Below are 17,627 nucleotides of genomic sequence, written 5' to 3' on the forward strand. Positions count from 1 at the left end.
GCCGGAGGGCAGCGCCGGACCTGACCGGAACACGCCGCCCGGCCCGGCCGGAACACGCCGTCGAATGCGGCCGGATTCAGCCGTCACGACCGGCCGGAAACAGCCGTCGCCGGCCGGGCATCACCGATGCCGCCGGCCCGGCCCGCCGGATGCTCCGGCCGGACCGCACCCGGCCGCCGGACCCGGCGTGCGGACCCCGCCGAACGGAGCCCGCGCACCGGGGATTTGCCGCCCGAGTTGCCGCCGGCCTTCCGGTTTCCCCGGTCCACCCGCCCGCCATCAGGCACTCCTACGGTTCCAGTGGCCGTCGAGAGGAATCAAGATTGGCTTTTCCCGCCACGCATACGCTGTTCGAGCAAGAATGCAGCAGCCTTCAGAAGTTCATCCCTCTACAAAGGGGTCCCGTCTTCGCCTCAAACGCCGGTTAGCTTCCAAAAATTCATCGCACGTACTGTTTCGAGCGGGGGCTTGAAATCAGATGTCAACGGATGATGCCAATTTCTGGCGAATAGCGGCTAGAGAAAAGGAGCTCGACGCGGTCCACCAGGCCCTGGCCCGAGGCGGCGGAGCACTGCTCGTCGGCGCCGCCGGAGTGGGCAAGAGCACCCTTCTGGCCACCGCACTGCGACGGGCCGCCGACGAGGGCCGGACCGTGCTCTGCGTCGGCGGAGCGAGCTGGAGCAGCGGGACCCGGGCCCGCGGCTTCGCCTGTCTCGCCGAGTGCCTGGAGTCCGTGGAACCGACCACCCTCCACGCCACCCAGGCCGACCACCCGATCGTGGGCATCGACGACGCCCACCTCGCCGATGCGGGCGCCAGCGCCCGGCTGCACCGGCTGGTGGCGGCCGGCCGGCTGGGCGTGCTGGCGACGGCGCGTCAGAACGCTCCCGCCCCGGCCGGCCTGGACAAGCTGTGGGTGGAGCGCCTGGTCGACCGCATCGACGTCGCGCCCTTCGACTCCACCGCACTGGACGAGGTCCTGCACGCCCGTCTCGGCGGGCACGTCGACACCTTCACCCTGGAACGGCTGTGGAGCGCGACCCACGGCAACGCCCTGATGCTGCGCGAACTCGTCGAGCACGCCCTGGAGGACGGCTCACTGCGCCGCGTCGACGGCGCCTGGAGCTGGATGGGGCTGACCGGCGCGCCCGGCCGGCGCCTCGCGGACGTCGTCCGGGTGGGGCTGCGCGACCTCGACGCCGAGGAGAACGAACTGGTGCACATGCTCGCCGTGGCCGAGCCGCTGGAGGCCGAGATCGTCGCCTCCTTCGGCCTGGCCAAGGCGGCCGAGTCGCTCGACCTGCGCGGCATCGTGCGCGTCGAGCGCGCCCGGGCCCGCGTCAGCCTGCGCCTGGCGCTCCCGCTCAGCCGGGCCGTGGTCGCCTCGGGCATGTCGGATCTCACCGCCCAGCGGCTGCGCCGCGAGCTCGCCGACGCGCTCGAACGCACCGGGGCCCGCCGGGAGGACGACGTCCTGCGCATCATCTCGCTCCGCCTGGAGTCCGGTCTGGTCCCGCCGGCGGAGCAGTTGCTGACGGCGGCCCGCAGCGCCATCCGGCGACGCGACTTCCCGCAGGCGGAACGGCTGTGCCTGGTCGGCCTCCAGGACTCCCCCTCGGACGCCGACTCCTCCTTCCACGCCCCCCTGCCCGACTCGGCGGGCCACGCCGCCGTGGTCCGCCGGGTCGTCGCCCGCGCCCGCGCCCGCGCCCGCGCCGACGGCGACCCCGCGGCCCGGGACCGGATCAGGGCCGCCCTGCTGCTCGGGCAGGTCCTGGTCGGCAAGGGGGCTTTCGAGGACGCCGAGCAGGTCCTCGCCGCGGGCCTCGGTGCCGAGGCCCGCGTGCCGCTCGACGAGTACGTCGGCGCCGTCCACACCCGCGTGATCAACATGGCCTGGAGTCTGCGCCGCATCGCCGACGCCGAGGCCGTCCTCACCCGGGCCGTGGCCGCCGTGGGCGCGGGCGACGCCGGTGTCCTGGACGCCAGCCGGGCGGTGATCGCCGTCCTGTCGGACCGGCTGCGGGAGGCCGTCGCCATCGGCGACGAGGTGCTCGGCAGGGGCGAGCCCTCCGGCGTGCAGATCGCCCCCGTGCTGCTGCCCACGGTGGCCTTCGCCCGCGCCGAGGTCGGCGACCCGGCCGGCGCGCTCGCCCTGGTGCGGCGCTACAGGGACGTCTCGGCGGAGTGGGACACCGAGGCCCGCCTGATCACCGGCGCGGTCAGCGCGCGTTGCTGCTACCTCCTGGGCCGGCTGCACAGCGCCGCCGACGCGCTCGACGCCATGCACCGCGACCTGTTCGACAGCCGGCCGATGATGATGCAGAGCGTGCTCGACCACGCCCGGGTGCTGCGCCTGCTGGGCCGTCCCGAGCAGGCCGTCGGCCTGCTGCGGCAGACCATCGCCGCCGAGGCGCCGCTGGAGTACCCCACCGCGCAGGCCTGGCCACTGGCCCAGCTCGCGGGGGCGCTGGCGGAGTCCGGCCGCCCGGCGGAGGCACTGCGCACCCTGGTGGAGATCCGCACCGCCCGCGGCGGCACGATCCCCTCCCCCGTCGCCGAGGACGAGATCGCCTACGAGCACGCCCTGGTCCTCGCCCACTCGGGCGACCGCTCCGGAGCCGTCACCCAGGCGCTGGAGGTGGCCGAACGGGCCTGGGAGGCCGGCCGCAGCGTACGCGCCGTGTTCGCGCTGCACCTGGCGGCCCGGATCACCGAGGGCGGCGCGGTACGGCGCCCCGACCGGGGCCTGTTGCAGACGGCCCGGCAGGCGGGCGGCATCGTGGAGGTGATCGGCGACCACATCCAGGCGCTGGCCGACTCCGACGGCGCCGCCCTGCACCGCGTCTCCGAGCGGCTGCGCGACATGGGCGCCCTGCCGCTCGCCGCGGAGGCCGCGGCGCAGGCCGCCCGCGCGCTCAAGGCCTCCGGTCAGCGCCGCAAGGGACGCGAGGCCGCGGCCGCCTGCACGGAGCTGCTGCGCACGCCCAGCGCCGCACTGCCTCCCTGGCTGTCGCCGGAGGCGCCGCGCCGGCAGGATCTCGCCCCGCTCACGCCACGGGAGCGGGAGGTCGCCGCGCTGGCCGCGACCGGACTGTCCAACCGGGACATCGCCGGGCGCCTGGTCGTCTCCGTCCGCACGGTGGAGAACCACCTCCACCGCATCTACCACAAGCTCGGCATCACCGCCCGCAGCCATCTGCTGCGGGGGCTGCAGGGCGCCACCGCCCTCGCGGAGGGGGCCCCCGCCCTGCCGCGGCAGCGGGGCTGGCCGTCCGCCGAGCCCGCGGCACCGCGCCGGCACACCACCGAGGCGGCGATGCTGCTCGGCGGACCGATGTCACTGCTGAGCCGGTCCGAGGGCGCCCGCGCCTACGTCGCCCCGCGCCGGCCCGCCGGGCACGGTCCCGCACCGCGACCCTGAGCCCGGGTACGGAGGCCGCCGGCTGACATGTGATCAGCCGGCGGCCTCCGCCCGTGCACCGCGGCGTCACCGCGCGCGCACCATGGCGTCACCGCCCGTGCGCCGGAGGGTCACCGCCCGGCCGGGGCGGGCAGCATCCCGTGCCGGACGAAGTACCCGACGTAGGCGGCGAACACCCGGTCGTCGATGTCCGGGCAGGTCACCCCCGTGCCCTTGAGCCGCTCACGCGTCAGGTCGTCGGTGAACTCGGCGAGTTCGGTCTTCTCCGTGTCCACCAGGATCCGCATCAGCGGCAGCATGGAGTTGTTGACGTCCGCGGCGATCGCCCTCATCCAGCGCAGCGTGCTGGTCTCGGTCAGCTCGTAGCCCGCCCGGCGCAGCAGGGCGAGCAGTTCGTCGGCGTCCAGCGAGCGCGGGCCGACCTGGTGGTAGACCCCGCCGAGGGCCTCGGGGTCGCGGGAGAGGGCGACGATGGCGCCGCTGACGTAGTCGACCGGGACCATGTTCATGCGCAGCCGGAAGCGGCGTGGGTAGACACCCGCCTGCAGGGCGCCCTTCATGAACCGCCACACGAAGTCGTTGGGCTGGCAGGCGCCGCTGCGGGAGTCGCCCCACACCTGGCCGGGCCGGTGGACGGTGACGGGCACGCCCCGGCGGCGGGCCTCCAGCACCAGCTGCTCCGAGACCCACTTGCTCTTGGTGTAGCCCAGGGCCATGTCCTCGGGCGGCCCGGTGCGCCCGAGTTCACCGCGCGGGGTGCCGTCCTCGGACGGGAGGAACACGCCGGTCGTGGACACGTGGTGCAGCGTGGCGCGGGCGGCCTGCGCGAACCGCAGGACGGCGTGGGTGGCGTCCACGGTGGCCTTGCGCAGCCACTTGTAGACGGTCAGGAAGTTGACCTTGGCGGCGGCGTGGTAGACGGCGCCGACGCGTTCGGCGAGCGCGTCGTGGGCCTCCTGGTCCATGCCCAGACGCGGCCTTGCGACGTCACCGGTGTGCACGTGGACGCGGTCCAGGTGCGGGCGCAGGCCGTCGAGGAGTTCGTAGCGCTCCAGGTTCGCGGTCAGCCGGGTCCGGGCCGATTCCTCGTCCCTGCCGCGCACCAGGCAGTGCACCACGAGGCCGCGGTCGAGCAGGTCCCGCAGCAGGAACGCCCCGAGGAACCCGGTCGCGCCGGTGAGCAGCACCTCGGTCACCGCCTCGGGTGCGGGCGCGTCGTAGCCGGTGACGTCGTCGGCCAGCACGGTGTCGGCGTCGAACTCCTCGGCGACGCCTTGGAGTGTCGTCGAAGTCATGGTGTTCCTCTTCCTTCCGGGGGGGGGCGTTCCGGCTCCCGGCCGGTCGCCGGGAGCGGCGTGCGCGGCCGGTACCGGGCGCGCAGGGCTCCGCCCGTCGCCGGCGGCGGGGCCGGGCGACGGGCGGACCGGCGGGCGCGTGCGGGGCGTACCGGAGCGCGTGCGGGGCGTGGGTGCGGGTCAGGCCGCCGCGGCGCGGGCGATGGCCTCGCCCAGCAGCGCCAGCGCTTCCTTGATCTCCAGGTCGCCGGCCACGATCGGCGGCAGCAGGCGGATCGTGGTGGGGCGGCTGATGCAGGGCGACACCACGAGGCCGAGCTGCGCCAGCCCGGTCAGCACCTCGCCGGCCATCTCCGCGGAGCGGAAGTCCAGGCCCCACAGCAGGCCCCGGCCCCGGACTTCCGTCAGCGCGTCGGGGAACTGCTCACGCAGGCCGTCGAGTCCCTCGCGCAGCGCGGACGCCACCCGCTCGCCGTTGCCCGCGTACCGTTCGACGGTGTCCAGGGCCACGGGGACGACCCCGGTGCCCAGCGGGTGTCCGCTGAAGGTGGCGGTGTGCATCAGCGGGTCGGCCAGCAGCGGCGCGTACAGCGCGTCGCTGCACACGGCGGCCGAGACCGGCACCACACCGCCACCCAGCGGCTTGCCGAGCAGGACGGCGTCCACCGGCAGTCCGGCGGCCAGGGCGACCGACCTCGGGCCGCAGCGGCGCAGACCGACCTGGATCTCGTCGGAGATCACCAGTGCGCCGGCCGCGTGCGCGTCCTCGCACCAGCGGGCCAGTACCGCCTCGTCGAGGATGCGCACGCCGTTCTCGGCCTGCACCGGCTCGAAGATCACCGCGGCCACGTCGTGCTCGCGCACCGCGTCGGCCACGGCCGCGGGGTCGTCGGGCGAGACGTGGACGACGCCCTGCAGGAGGGGCTCGATGCCCTTCTTGAAGCGGGGGTTGTCGGTCAGCGCGAGCGCGCCGAGGGTCTTGCCGTGGAACGCGCCCCGCACGGCGACCACGGTGGTGCGGCCGGTGGCCATGCGGGCGAGCTTGACGGACACCTCGACGGCGTCGGCGCCGCCGCAGCCGAAGAACACACGGTCCAGCCCGCCGCCGAGGTACTCGGTGAGCCGCTCGGCCGCCATGGGCGGCACCGGGCTCTGCACGGACCGGGTGGAGGTGGTCATCACGTCGAGCCGGTCACGCACGGCCGCCACCACCGCCGGATGGCGGTGGCCGAGCAGGGCGACGGCGTAGCTGCCGAAGTCCAGCACCGACCGCCCGTCGGACAGCAGGATGCGGCAGTCCTCGGCGGAGGCCTCGACGGCGCCCTGACCGGTGAACTTCCCGGCGACGGCGAGAGCGGGCGAGAAGTGGCGCTTGACACGCCGGAAGGTCTGCTTGGCGTCGGCCGCGGGCAGCGCGTTCATGTCCTCAGCCCTCCCCGCTGCGGTCGACTATGCCCTGCTGGTAGCTCTCCAGGGCCTTGGCGACGGCGGGGTGGATCATCTCCTCCACCATCGGCAGGCCGACGTCGAACTCGACACTGAGTTCGAGGGCGGTGCCCCCGGTGCCGTCGGTGCCCCCGGTGCCGTCGTGCACCTGCCAGTAGCCCTCGTACCGGGCGAGGTCGCCGTCGGTCTGGCGGAACTCCCAGCGGCGCCGGGCGGGGTCGAGGACGTCCTCCTGCTCCCACTCCATCTCGGAGCCCTTGAGCTCGACGAGCCAGCTGCTGCTGCGCCTGCCGTCGGCCTCTTGGGTGACGGACACCTCGTTGACGCCGTCCATGAACTCGGGGAACGCCGTGACGTCCAGGAGCACGGCCCACACCTGGTCGGGTGTGCCTCCGCCCCGCAGGGTGGTGTGCAGTACGGCCATGAAGTCTCGCCTCTTTCGTGTTGTGCGGGTGTACCCGGGCGGCGGGCCCGCGACCGGGCCGTGGTCCGGCCGCGGGCCGGAGCGGCCCCGACGGGCCGGCAGGGCCCGGCGGAGCCGGGGTGGGTGGTCAGGCGGAGTCCCGGTCGCGGCCGCCGGTGCGCGCCTCCAGCAGCGTCAGCAGACGGTCCATCTCCGAGCGCAGCATCCGCTGCTGCGAGGTGAGTTCCTCCACGCGCAGCCGCAGCCGCAGCAGTTCGCCGACGGGCTCCTCCGGCGTCGCGGACGGTTCGGGGCCGGCCGGCGGCGCGGGGGCGGCGATCCGGCCGGCGCCCGCCTGGCTGAGCAGGCGCACGTTGCCCGGCAGGACTGCCGTACGGACACCGGCCCCGGCGTGTTCCACGCTGCGGCAGGGGCCGTCCTGGACGGCGCGCGCCTCGACGGGCCGGCCGCACCGCTGCAGCGCGAGGGCCAGTTGCTCGCGGAACCGGCGACGCAGCGGATGAGCGGCGACCAGCTCCTCAAGGCGCCCCACGATCCGCTGGTGCTCGCCCAGCCGCAGCGACGCCTCGCACAGGTCCTCCAGCGCGAGCAGGCGCTCCTCCTCCAGACGGGCGGCCGCGGGCGCGCACAGCGGGCCGAGCGGGCCGCCGTCCAGTGCGGGGCCCCGCCACAGCGACAGCGCCCGGCGCAGCAGCACGGACGCGCCGCCGGGGTCGTTGTCCAGCTGGCGGCGGGCGCGGGTGACCTGGAGCCGGAAGCGGACGCTGTCCAGTTCGTCCGGGCGCGCCTGGAGCACGTAGCCGGCGCCGCGCGCCACCAGGCGGGGCGAGTTGGCCCGCGCCGGCTCGGCCTCGACCAGGTGCTGGCGCAGCCGTGACACATGTGCCTGCAGGGCGTTGCCGGCCTTCTCGGGCGCGTCCTCGCCCCACAGTTCGCGGATCAGCTCGTCGGTCGGCACCGGCGTTCCCGTGCGCACCAGCAGCGCGCCGAGCAGGACGCGCTGCTTGGGACTCGTCAGCCGAACGCCGCACCGCCTGGTGTCGTCGTAGATCCCAGGGATCCCCAGTACCCGGAACTGCATCCAAACCTCCACCCGTGTCACGGCTCGCACCGAGCGACACCCTGAGGTCATCACGCGCGCAGGTCCGGGTGCATGAGTGCTCAGGTACTCCAAACCTCGGCGGTCTGCGGGCCGCACGGGGCCGGTGGGTGCCGCACCCGAGTGGGGTGAGTGGCCGGGTGTGAGTGGTCCGCACTCACGCCCGGCCGGTCCCGCACATGGTCCGCTGATGCCGAACTCGCCCTGGAACGAGAGGAGTTGGTGGCATGCCTCGATGGGATGCCGAGGCCGCGGTGGTGGGGCTCGGTGCGTGGGGGGCGGCGGCGCTGTGGCGGCTCGCGGCGCGGGGGGTGGACGTCCTCGGGTTCGAGCGGCGCACTCCCGGTCATGCGCTGGGCTCGTCGCACGGCGGACCCCAGCTGTTCCAGCTGGCCTGTGCGGATCATCCGGACCTCGTCCCGCTGGCCGAGAGCTCGCGGGAGCTGTGGACGGAGCTGGAGGACGCCGGGCAGCCGGTCTTCCGGCCGTGCGGGATGCTGTCGATCGGTCCGGAGAGCGGGCCGGTCGCCGGCGGTGTGCTGCGCGCCGCCCACGCGCACGGTGTCCAGGTGCGCACCTTCACCGCGAGCGCGTTGCGCATGCAGTATCCGCGGCACACCGGTCTGCCCGGCCATCACACGGGTGTGTGGGATCCGGGCGCGGGTCTGGTGCACGCCGAGCGGGCCGTGCGGTCCATGGTCGCGCGGGCCCGGGAAGCGGGCGCCCGGCTCCATCCGGACACGCGCGTGCTGCAGGCGGAGGCGGTCACCGCAGGTGTGCATCTGCGGACCGCGCAGCGGCTGGTGAAGGTGCGTCATCTGGTGGTCGCGGCCGGTTCGTGGCTGCCCGCGGCGCTGTCCGGGCTGCCGCTGGTGACGGTGCGCGCGCCGTTCACCCGGTTCCGGCCGATCGAGCCGGACGGCAGCTTCGACCTGGAGGTGTTCCCGGCGTTCCGGCGCGAGCTGGACGACGGCAGGGTGCTGTGGGGCAGCGGCGAGGAGGGCGGCTACGGGGTCCGGCTGGGTCTGGAGGATCTGCGGCTGACACCGAAACCGCTGGACGCCGAGGACACCGACCGCTCGGTGACTCCGGACGACTGGCAGGACATGGCGCGGCTGCTGCCCGCGAAGGTGCCGGGCCTGCAGGGCCTGCCGTCCCGGATCACGGTGGGCACGCGGATCCGCACCCCGGACGGGCTGCCCGTGCTCGGCACGGTCGGCGGCGACCCGCGGATCGTGGTGGCGGCCGGCGCCGGCGCGCACGGTCCGGCTCACGCGCCGGGCGTCGGCGAGGTGGTCGCGGATCTGGTGCGCGGTGAACGGCCGCGTACGGACCTGGAGTTCCTGTCGCCCGAACGTCTCGGCTGAGCGGCGGACGCGTACGGCACCGGCTCGTCCGGTGCCGGGGACCGTCGTCCGGAGCGCGCCGGCGGCCCGGGTCACCGCACGAACCCGCACCGGGCGGCGGCAGGCCGGCGCACCCGGCCCGGCCGGCAGGCCCGGAGCCGCGGCCGGCCCGCCGGCTTCGCGGTCTCCGGATCCGCCGCACACACCGCACACACCGCACACACCGAAGACGCCGAGCGCAGCGGCTGCGGCTGCGGCTGCGGCTGCGGCTGCGGCTGCGGCTGCGGCGACACCGGTACCGTCGGCGCGGTGCGGGCCGCGGGCAGCCCACGGCGCGCGGCTCCCGCGCCTCGCGGCCTCCTTCCCCTCGCCCGTCCCCGTACGCCCCGCGCCGGGCGTTCCGTGCGGCGCTGCGGGCCCGGACCGCACCGAGGGCGCTGCCCGTTCAGGCCGTCGCGCCGTCGCGCAGGGGGACCGGCCGGGCGGGCTCGGGCTGCAGCGCCTTGCGGCAGATGCGCTCCCCGACCCAGGCGACCAGGTTGCGCGGGCGGCGCGGGTTCAGGTGCGCCACCAGGGCGTTGCGCCGGCCGGGGGTGACGTAGGCCTGGTTGCGCCGCAGGGCGCGCAGTCCGGCGCGGACCACCGGCTCGGGGGTGGTGAACCGCCCCACGACGGCGGCGTTGCGGGTGCCGATCACCTCGAAGAAGCGTGTCTCCACGGGGCCGGGGCAGAGCGCGGTGACGCGGATGCCGCGGCCGCGGAGTTCCTGGCGCAGCGCGAGGGAGAAGTTCAGCACGAACGTCTTCGAGGCGCTGTACACGGACAGGTACGGGCTGGGCTGGTAGCCGGCCGTGGAGCCGACGTTGAGCACCGCTCCGGAGCCCCGCTCGAGCATGCCGGGCAGCACGGCGTGGGTGAGGTCGACCAGCGCGACCACGTTGACCATCAGCTGGTCGTGCTCGCGGGCGGGGTCGATCTCCTCGAAGCGGCCCGCGGTGCCGAAGCCCGCGTTGTTGACCAGCAGGTCCACGTGGAGGCCGCGGGCGGCGAGCTCGTCGGCGACCCGGGCGGCCGCCTCGGGGCGCGACAGGTCCGCCACGAGGACGTGCGCCGTGACGCCGTGGGCGGTGCTCAGCCGCTCGGCGAGCGCCTCCAGCCGCTCGCGGGAGCGGGCCAGCAGCACGACGTCGTACCCCTGCGCGGCGAGCTGGGCGGCGAACTCGCTGCCGAGCCCCGACGAGGCTCCGGTGACGAGGGCGGTCGGACCGGGTGTGCTGTCCATGTCTGTGTCCCCATTCGGCTGGGCGCTTCGGGCGGGCGACACGCTAGTGCCGCGGCAGTGGCCGCGCCCGTGTGCTGACAGAGCCTGACGAAGGGCCGCCTCACGTCCCGACGCCCCTCGCCGCGTCGGCCGGGGTGAGAGGGCTGAGTCGCAGTGGGGTCGCGGTGAGATCGCGGTGAGATCGCGGTGAGAGGGGTGAGCGCCCGTGAAGGACCGGGGGCTGGGCGGGCACCGGACCCTGCCCTACGATCGATCGTCCATGGATCGATGGAGGCCGACATGACGAGGCCGACATGACGAGGACGACATGACGAGGACGCCGAGGACGCCGACGACCGGCTGCCGCTCGGCACCTCGCCCCCTCCCGGGAGAATCGTGACCAGCACCGCATCAGCCCCGGCCGCGGGCCCCATACCCGACGCCGCCCGGGCGCAGCGCCGCATCCTGCGGGTCCTGGTCGCCTCCCAGATCCTCAGCGGTGCCGGTCTCGCGGCCGGCGTCACGGTCGGGGCACTGCTCGCGCAGGACATGCTCGGCACGACCAGTCTCGCGGGCCTGCCCAGCGCGCTGTTCACCGCGGGGGCCGCGCTCGCCGCCGTGACGATCGGCCGGGTCTCGCAGACCCGGGGCCGCCGTCCCGGGCTGGCCGCCGGCTACCTCACCGGAGCCGTGGGCAGCGCGCTGGTCATCGTCGCCGCCGTGGTCGGCAGCGGGGCCCTGCTGTTCCTCGCGCTGTTCGTCTACGGGGCCGGGACCGCCACGAACCTCCAGGCCCGGTACGCGGGGGCCGACCTGGCCCGGCCCGACCACCGCGCCCGCGCCCTCTCGCGGGTGCTGGTCGCCACCACCCTGGGCGGTGTGACCGGCCCCAACCTGGCCGCGCCGACGGGCCGGTTCGCCGAGACCCTCGGCATCCCCGCGCTCGCCGGGCCGTTCCTGCTGTCCGGGTCCGCCTACGCCCTGGCCGCGGTGGTGCTTGCCGTGTGGCTGCGGCCCGACCCGCTGCTCACGGCCCGTGCGCTGGCCGCCGCCGAAACGGCCGGCACCGCCGGACCGGCCTCCCCCGGACACACCGCGGCCGGACCGGCCCCCGCCGACGGCCCCTCCGGCGCACCGGCGGCCGCCCCCTCGGGAGCCACCGAAAGGACCACCGGAAGGACCACCGAAAGGGCCACCGGAAAGGTCACCGACGGCGGCCGCGACGCGGGCGGCGGGGTGGTGCTGGGCACGCTCGTCATGGTGCTCACCCAGCTCGTCATGGTCGCGATCATGACGATGACGCCGGTCCACATGGCCCGCCACGGCCACGGCACCGCCGCCTCGGGCCTGGTCATCGCCGTGCACATCGGCGCGATGTACCTGCCGTCGCCGGTCACGGGCTGGCTCGTGGACCGGTACGGCAGGCTGAAGGTCGCCGCCGCGTCCGGTCTCACCCTGCTGGCGGCGGGTCTCCTCGCGGCGTCGGCCCCGGCCGGCTCGCTGGTGCTGCTGGCCCTGGCGCTGGCCCTGCTCGGGCTCGGCTGGAACTTCGGGCTGGTGTCCGGCACGGCCGTCATCACCGACGCCGTGCCGTTGGCCACGCGTGCCCGCACCCAGGGCATGGTCGACGTGTCGATCGCCGTCGCGGGGGCGACCGGGGGCATGGCGTCCGGCTTCCTGGTGGCCGTCGGGAGCTATCCCGTGCTCGCCCTCACCGGGGGGCTGCTGTCCCTGGCCCTGCTTCCGGCCGTCGCGGCGACCGCCCACCGGCCGGCCACCGGCTCCGGCCGGCCCTGACCGTCACGGACCGGTGCCGGCCGGCACCGGCCGGCACCGGTTGCCGCTGACCGCCGTGCGCCCGGGACCGCCCCCGGTCCGCACCCGCAGCCCACGGGCACACACCTGCGCACACACCTGCGCACGCACCCGCAGCCGCACGCACGGACAGGCATGCAGGCGGCGACCGCGTGCTCGCACACGGCCGTCCGATGGTGTCGCTCACATCGGTGAGCTGCGGGGGCCGCCCGTCGGCGGATCCCGCAGCTCACCGCTTTGACAGTCGGAGACGGGCATGGTGGCATGGGGCGCTGCTCAGCCGGCCGCGCGTCCCGCCGCGCCCCGCTCGGGCATCCGACCGCCCGTCGACCGGGGCGGGCACCCGAACCGTAGTGAGGAAGCATGCCGCAGCGCGCCGCGACCGTCGTCGGCGGCGGGATCGGCGGCCTCGCCGCCGCCGTCGCCCTGCACCGCCGGGGCTGGCAGGTCGAAGTCCTGGAGCGGGCACCGGAGTTCACCGAGATCGGTGCCGGGATCTCGCTGTGGCCGAACGCGTTCCGCGCACTGCAGAGGCTCGGTCTGGCCGCCGAGGTCCGGGCGCGGGGCGCGGTCGAGTCCGCGGGCGGCGTGCGCGACCGGCGGGGCCGCTGGCTCTCCCGCACCGACAACACCGAACTGGAGCGCCGGTTCGGCCATCCCCTGGTGGTCCTGCACCGCGCCGACCTGCTGAGGGTGCTGGCCGGGGCGCTCCCCGCCGGCTCCCTGCGCCCGGACAGCCCGGTGCACGCCGTCCACGAGGGCGGGGACCGCACGGTCGTCGAGCACGGGTCCGGCGGCGTGTCCCGCGCCGGCCTCGTCGTCGGCGCCGACGGACTGCGCAGCACCGTCCGGCGCATGCTGTGGCCCGACACACCCGGCCCCCGGTACGCCGGCTACACGGCCTGGCGGATGGTGACGGACCGGCTCGCCCGGCCTCCCGCCGAGGGCGCCGCGATCTGGGGACGCGGCGAGCGCTTCGGCTACACCGCGCTGCCCGGCGGACGGATGTACTGCTTCGCGACCGCGTCCCTGCCCGAGGGCTCGGACTGCGGCCCGTCCGAGCACGCGGCGGTGGTGCGCCGCTTCGCGTCCTGGCCGGACCCGGTGCCGGCGCTGCTCGCCGCGGTCCCCGCGGACGCGGTGCTCCGCCACGACCTGTACGAGCTGCCGCCGCTGCCGGGGTTCACCCGCGGCCGGGTCGCGCTGCTCGGCGACGCCGCCCACGCCATGACGCCCGACCTCGGGCAGGGCGCGTGCCAGGCCCTGGAGGACGCGGTCACCCTCGCCCACTGCCTGGACTCCGCCCCCGACACCGACGCCGCGCTGCGCCGCTACGACCTCGCCCGCCGCCCGCGGGCACAGGCTGTCGCCCGCCGCTCCGCCCGGCTCGGTACGGTCGCGCAGTCGGCGTGGCCGCCCGCGGCGCTGCTGCGGGACACGGCGGCCCGGCTCACTCCGACGCGGGTCACGCTGCGCTCCATGACACCGGTGCTCGGCTGGCGGGCACCGGACGGACCGGCGACCGGAAGGGGCCGACACTGATGCCGGACTGGACGTACCATCCGCTGCGCGGCACGGCCGCCGCCCTGCTCGGCGAACGCCGCTCGCAGCGCACGGCCCTGCGGCTGCTGGCGTCGATCGGATCCCGCCCGGCCGGCGCGCGGCTGATCGCCCGCGGGTTCGGCCACCGCCATCCGCCGCGGCGGCTGGCCGGGGAGGTCGCCGGGGTACCGGTCGCGGTCCGCGTGGGCGTCTCCGTACCGCCCCGGCTCGCCCGGGACACCATCCGTGCGATGGCCCCGCTCGGGGCCGGGGTCGTCGAGGTCGCGCCGGTGACCGCCGACGACGTGGACACCGTACGCGAGGCCGGTTCCGGGCGGTCGCTGCCCGTGGTGGCGGGCACGGCCGACCCCGCGACGCGGGCCGCGCTCGCACCGCACGTCGACGGCTTCACCGACGGCACCGACGACCCGCACGTCACCCGTGTGACGGACCCGTCGGTGACCGCCGCGGCCGCCGTGCTCGACGGCCCCGGAGCCGTCGTCCTGGCCCGGCCGGCGACGCTGGTCGCGGCCGGACCCGGCTGGTTCGCCCGGGTCACCGAGGCGGCCACGCCCACCGGACCCGCACCGACGCTGCGCGACGCCGGGCCCGACCCGCGCCGCTGGCCCGCCTGGTGCTGGGCGCTGCTGGTCGGGCTGGGGATGACGGCCGCCGGGCTGGGCGCCGCGGCGATCACGCTGGGCCCGGTGCTGCTCTGGTACGACCGCGACTACCTCGGGATGGACCTGCACGATCTGCATGCCGCCAACTCCCATCTGGTGCACTTCCTCCAGCACGACCGGATCACCATGGCGGGCACGATGGTGGCGATCGGCGCGCTCTACACCGGGCTGGCGGCGGGCGGCATCCGGCAGGGCATGTCCTGGGCCCGCACGGCGTACCTGCTGTCCGGGGCGGTCGGCTTCCCCACGCTGTTCTACTTCCTGGCCACCGGCTTCGTGGAGCCCCTGCACACGGCGACGGCCCTGGTGCTGTTCCCGATGTTCGTGGCCGGTGTCCGCCGCGTGCCGCACACCCCGCGCTGGCGCCCCGTGGCGGAGGGGCCGGAGCGGGAGCGGCGGCGGGCGCTGGTCGGCCAGCTGCTGCTGATCACCACGGGGGTGGGCCTGTTCGTCGGCGGCGCGGTGATCTCGCTCATCGGTCTGACCGGGGTGTTCGTGCCGACCGACCTGACGTTCCTGGGCACCAGCGGGGACGCGCTGAGGGCCGTCGGCCCGCGGCTCGTACCGTTCGTCGCCCATGACCGGGCGGGCTTCGGCGGCGCCCTGATGGCGGCCGCGGTGGCGATCACCCTGACCAGCCTGTGGGGCTGGCGGCGCGGCGAGTCCTGGGTGTTCTGGAGCCTGGCCGTGGCCGCGGCCGCGGGCTTCCTGCCCACCGTGATCGTGCACGGCTCCATCCACTACACCGACTTCGTCCATCTCTCTCCCGTCTACCTCGGCACCGTCCTGACCGCGGTCGGCCTGCTGCTCGCCCGCCCGTACCTGTGCGCGCGGCCCGCACCGGAGCACCCGGCCGCGGCGGACGGGCCGGCGACCGGGACGGCACCGGGCCCGTCCGCCGCGGTGCCGTCGGACGGCTGACGCAGGGGCGGCGGACGGCCCGGCGGGCGGGCCGCGGACGGCGCGGCGGCGTCCCGCCCCGCGCGGCTCCGGTCAGCTGCAGGCGGCGGCCATCCTCCGGACGGCCTCGGTGAGCAGCTCCGGCGAGGTCGCCAGGTTCAGCCGGACGAACCCGGCGCCGCCCGTGCCGAAGAGGGTCCCGGAGTTCAGGGCGACGCGGCCGCGCTCCAGGAACACGGCGGCCGGGTCGTCGCCCAGGCCCAGCTCACGGCAGTCGAGCCAGGCGAGATACGTCGCCTCGGCGGGCGTGTAGCGGACGGCCGGCAGGTGTTCGCGGAGGAGGGCGGCCAGCAGGCGGCGGTTCTCGTCCAGGTCGGCGAGCAGCGCGTCCAGCCAGTCCCCGCCGTCCCGCAGGGCCGCGGTGTGGGCGATGACACCGAGGTGGCTGGGGCCGTGGGAGACCTCCTCCGGGAGCCGGGCGAGGTCGTCGGCCGCGTCGGGTCCGGCGACGGCCAGGGCCGCCTTCAGTCCGGCCAGGTTCCACGCCTTGGACGCCGACATCAGGGACAGGCCGTCCTGTGCGCCGGGCACGCTCAGGTACGGCACGAAGGACGTGCCGCCGGCCGTGATCGGCGCGTGGATCTCGTCGGCGACGACCCGGGCGCCCGAGTCACGGGCCAGCCGGGCGACCCCGGCCAGTTCCCCTGCGGTGTGCAGGGTTCCGGTGGGGTTGTGCGGGCTGCACAGCAGGTACACCGGGCGGGCGCCGCCGCGCGCGGCCCGGCGCAGGGCGTCCCGCAGCGCGTCCGGGTCGATCCGGCCGTCGGGGCGCAGCGGAGCCTCCACCAGGGGCCGGCCCAGGCTCGCCACGAACTGGTAGAACGGCGGGTAGACCGGGCAGTTGACGACGACCGGGTCGCCGGGGCCCGAGACGAGTCTGATCATCTCGACCACGCCGAGCATCACGTCCGGCACGATCGCGGTGCGTTCCACCGCGATGCCGTCCCAGTCCCACCGCTTCCGGGCGAACTCCGCGAGCGCCCGCGCGTACCCGGTTCCGGCCGGGTATCCGGTGTCTCCTCGCGCGACCGCGTCCGTGATGGCCCGCGCCACCGGTTCCGCGAGGTCGGCGTCCATCTCCGCCACCCACAGCGGCAGCACATCGGCCGGGTGGGTGCGCCACTTCACGCTCGTACGGCGGCGGAGGCGGTCGAGGGAGAGCCGGCGCAGCGGGGTCGCGCCGGGCGCGGCTTCGGCAGGTGTGTCCATGCCCTCAACGTAGACGAACAGGTATTCCCCGGACAGCAGTTCCCCGGTCCGCCGGCCGGGCACCCTCGCGCACGGCCCCGGGGGCTCGGCTGCGGACGTGCCGGGGCCGTCCGCAACGGGCCCCGCAGCCCGGCGGGTTCCTGGCCTGCCCCCGGTCGGCCCGCCCCTGGTGCGTGGCCACGGACCGGCTGTCAGGCTGATGAGCACGCACCTCGGAAGGGACCCGTCATGATCACAACCGATTTCGTCCCCGGCTCGCCCTGCTGGCTCGACCTCGGGGCACCCGACGTCCCGGCCGCCGCGGCCTTCTACGGCACCGTGCTCGGCTGGGACTACGAGCCGATGGGGGGCGGAGGCGAGTCCGAGGGGGCCGGTGAGGGCGGCGGGAGCGGGGAGGGCGGGTTGTTCCGCAAGGACGGCAGCATCGTGGCCGGCCTGGGCCGGCTCACCGAACCGGGCGCGCGCCCGGCCTGGATGATCTATTACAGCGTGCCGGACGCGGACGCCACCACGCGGGCGGTCACCCGAGGGGGCGGCACCGTCCGGGTGCCCCCGCCGGATCTCGGCGAGTGGGGCCGCATGGCGCAGTACAGCGACCCGCTCGGCGGCCAGTTCGCCGTCTGGCAGCCCGGCAGCACCACGGGCGTGGAGCTGGTGGACGCGCCGGGCTCGCTGTCGTGGGCCGAGCTGTACACGAGTGACGCGGCGGGGGCGAAGGCGTTCTACGGCGACGTTCTCGGCTGGTGGTACAGCGACATGGAGCTGCCCGGCGGGGCCGCCACGTACACGATGATCACCCCCGCGGGGCAGCCCGCGGAGCGGATGCACGGCGGGCTGATGGAGCTGACGCCGGAGCAGCTCACCCTGACCGGCGGGACGCCGTACTGGCACCCCGTGTTCGACGTCGACGACTGCGACGCCGCCGTCGCCCGGGTCACCGCCAACGGCGGCGGCGTGCAGATGGGCCCGGAGGACTTCGAGGGCGTGGGCCGGCTCGCCATCTGCCTGGACCCGGCGAACGCCGACTTCGTGGTGCGCACGCCGCAGCAGCGCTGAGGCCGCCGCACCGGGAAGCCCGTGCCGGGCGGGCTGCCCCGGCCCGGGGGACGGCAGGGGCACACGC

At 75.7% G+C, this 17,627-nt stretch carries 12 protein-coding genes; 6 read left to right on the plus strand and 6 right to left on the minus strand.

The genetic code is table 11. From position 1 onward, the window contains the following. Nucleotides 1-478: 478 nt before the first annotated feature. Nucleotides 479-3,424 (plus strand): LuxR C-terminal-related transcriptional regulator, encoded by a 2,946-nt coding sequence (locus AC5K6T_RS17300; protein ID WP_493210023.1) that lies wholly within the window; start codon nucleotides 479-481, stop codon nucleotides 3,422-3,424. A gap of 110 nt (nucleotides 3,425-3,534) precedes the next feature. On the opposite strand, the gene AC5K6T_RS17305 is transcribed toward AC5K6T_RS17300, so the two are convergent. The 4 genes from AC5K6T_RS17305 to AC5K6T_RS17320 all read right to left on the minus strand — a co-directional run bounded on the left by AC5K6T_RS17305 (nucleotide 3,535) and on the right by AC5K6T_RS17320 (nucleotide 7,670). Then, nucleotides 3,535-4,719, minus strand: a complete 1,185-nt coding sequence (locus tag AC5K6T_RS17305) for an SDR family oxidoreductase (RefSeq protein WP_493210024.1) — start codon at nucleotides 4,717-4,719, stop codon at nucleotides 3,535-3,537. Between the two features lie 180 nt (nucleotides 4,720-4,899). Next, a complete protein-coding gene (locus AC5K6T_RS17310) occupies nucleotides 4,900-6,141 on the minus strand; it encodes an aspartate aminotransferase family protein (RefSeq protein WP_493210025.1) in 1,242 nt (413 codons plus the stop codon). 4 nt (nucleotides 6,142-6,145) lie between these two features. Next, nucleotides 6,146-6,589 (minus strand): type II toxin-antitoxin system RatA family toxin, encoded by a 444-nt coding sequence (locus AC5K6T_RS17315; RefSeq protein ID WP_493210026.1) that lies wholly within the window; start codon nucleotides 6,587-6,589, stop codon nucleotides 6,146-6,148. Nucleotides 6,590-6,716: 127 nt separating this feature from the next. Further along, on the minus strand, nucleotides 6,717-7,670 hold the full coding sequence (locus tag AC5K6T_RS17320) for an AfsR/SARP family transcriptional regulator (RefSeq protein WP_493210028.1): 954 nt from the start codon (nucleotides 7,668-7,670) through the stop codon (nucleotides 6,717-6,719). Between the two features lie 245 nt (nucleotides 7,671-7,915). Here AC5K6T_RS17320 and AC5K6T_RS17325 point away from each other — a divergent pair, with 245 nt between their 5' ends. Continuing rightward, entirely contained in the window at nucleotides 7,916-9,055 is a 1,140-nt protein-coding gene (locus AC5K6T_RS17325; RefSeq protein WP_493210030.1) for an FAD-dependent oxidoreductase, read from the plus strand. 424 nt (nucleotides 9,056-9,479) lie between these two features. Here the strand turns inward: AC5K6T_RS17325 and AC5K6T_RS17330 are convergent, their stop codons facing one another. After that, nucleotides 9,480-10,316 (minus strand): SDR family NAD(P)-dependent oxidoreductase, encoded by an 837-nt coding sequence (locus tag AC5K6T_RS17330; RefSeq protein ID WP_493210032.1) that lies wholly within the window; start codon nucleotides 10,314-10,316, stop codon nucleotides 9,480-9,482. A gap of 375 nt (nucleotides 10,317-10,691) precedes the next feature. Between AC5K6T_RS17330 and AC5K6T_RS17335 the strand changes: the two genes are divergently transcribed. The 3 genes from AC5K6T_RS17335 (at nucleotide 10,692) to AC5K6T_RS17345 (ending at nucleotide 15,256) form a co-directional block, all read left to right on the plus strand. After that, a complete protein-coding gene (locus tag AC5K6T_RS17335; protein ID WP_493210034.1) occupies nucleotides 10,692-12,092 on the plus strand; it encodes an MFS transporter in 1,401 nt (466 codons plus the stop codon). A 381-nt stretch (nucleotides 12,093-12,473) separates the two neighbouring features. Next, a complete protein-coding gene (locus AC5K6T_RS17340) occupies nucleotides 12,474-13,652 on the plus strand; it encodes an FAD-dependent monooxygenase (RefSeq protein ID WP_493210036.1) in 1,179 nt (392 codons plus the stop codon). Continuing rightward, entirely contained in the window at nucleotides 13,652-15,256 is a 1,605-nt protein-coding gene (locus AC5K6T_RS17345; RefSeq protein ID WP_493210038.1) for a hypothetical protein, read from the plus strand. Before AC5K6T_RS17340 ends, AC5K6T_RS17345 begins: the two co-directional genes overlap by 1 nt. 72 nt (nucleotides 15,257-15,328) lie before the next feature. On the opposite strand, the gene AC5K6T_RS17350 is transcribed toward AC5K6T_RS17345, so the two are convergent. Continuing rightward, nucleotides 15,329-16,504, minus strand: a complete 1,176-nt coding sequence (locus AC5K6T_RS17350) for a MalY/PatB family protein (RefSeq protein ID WP_493210040.1) — start codon at nucleotides 16,502-16,504, stop codon at nucleotides 15,329-15,331. A gap of 228 nt (nucleotides 16,505-16,732) precedes the next feature. Between AC5K6T_RS17350 and AC5K6T_RS17355 the strand changes: the two genes are divergently transcribed. Then, nucleotides 16,733-17,560: a VOC family protein gene (locus tag AC5K6T_RS17355; RefSeq protein WP_493210042.1), complete on the plus strand. Its 828-nt coding sequence runs from the start codon at nucleotides 16,733-16,735 to the stop codon at nucleotides 17,558-17,560. Nucleotides 17,561-17,627 lie beyond the last annotated feature (67 nt).

It is taken from the genome of Streptomyces sp. B8-7 (assembly GCF_058833805.1).

Excerpts from the sequence above, each read along its gene's own strand:
- AC5K6T_RS17310 (WP_493210025.1), bottom strand. The coding sequence starts at position 6,141 with ATGAACGCGCTGCCCGCGGCCGACGCCAAGCAGACCTTCCGGCGTGTC.
- AC5K6T_RS17300 (WP_493210023.1), top strand. The coding sequence starts at position 479 with ATGTCAACGGATGATGCCAATTTCTGGCGAATAGCGGCTAGAGAAAAG.
- AC5K6T_RS17315 (WP_493210026.1), bottom strand. The coding sequence starts at position 6,589 with ATGGCCGTACTGCACACCACCCTGCGGGGCGGAGGCACACCCGACCAG.
- AC5K6T_RS17320 (WP_493210028.1), bottom strand. The coding sequence starts at position 7,670 with ATGCAGTTCCGGGTACTGGGGATCCCTGGGATCTACGACGACACCAGG.
- AC5K6T_RS17350 (WP_493210040.1), bottom strand. The coding sequence starts at position 16,504 with ATGGACACACCTGCCGAAGCCGCGCCCGGCGCGACCCCGCTGCGCCGG.
- AC5K6T_RS17355 (WP_493210042.1), top strand. The coding sequence starts at position 16,733 with ATGATCACAACCGATTTCGTCCCCGGCTCGCCCTGCTGGCTCGACCTC.
- AC5K6T_RS17340 (WP_493210036.1), top strand. The coding sequence starts at position 12,474 with ATGCCGCAGCGCGCCGCGACCGTCGTCGGCGGCGGGATCGGCGGCCTC.
- AC5K6T_RS17305 (WP_493210024.1), bottom strand. The coding sequence starts at position 4,719 with ATGACTTCGACGACACTCCAAGGCGTCGCCGAGGAGTTCGACGCCGAC.
- AC5K6T_RS17325 (WP_493210030.1), top strand. The coding sequence starts at position 7,916 with ATGCCTCGATGGGATGCCGAGGCCGCGGTGGTGGGGCTCGGTGCGTGG.
- AC5K6T_RS17345 (WP_493210038.1), top strand. The coding sequence starts at position 13,652 with ATGCCGGACTGGACGTACCATCCGCTGCGCGGCACGGCCGCCGCCCTG.
- AC5K6T_RS17330 (WP_493210032.1), bottom strand. The coding sequence starts at position 10,316 with ATGGACAGCACACCCGGTCCGACCGCCCTCGTCACCGGAGCCTCGTCG.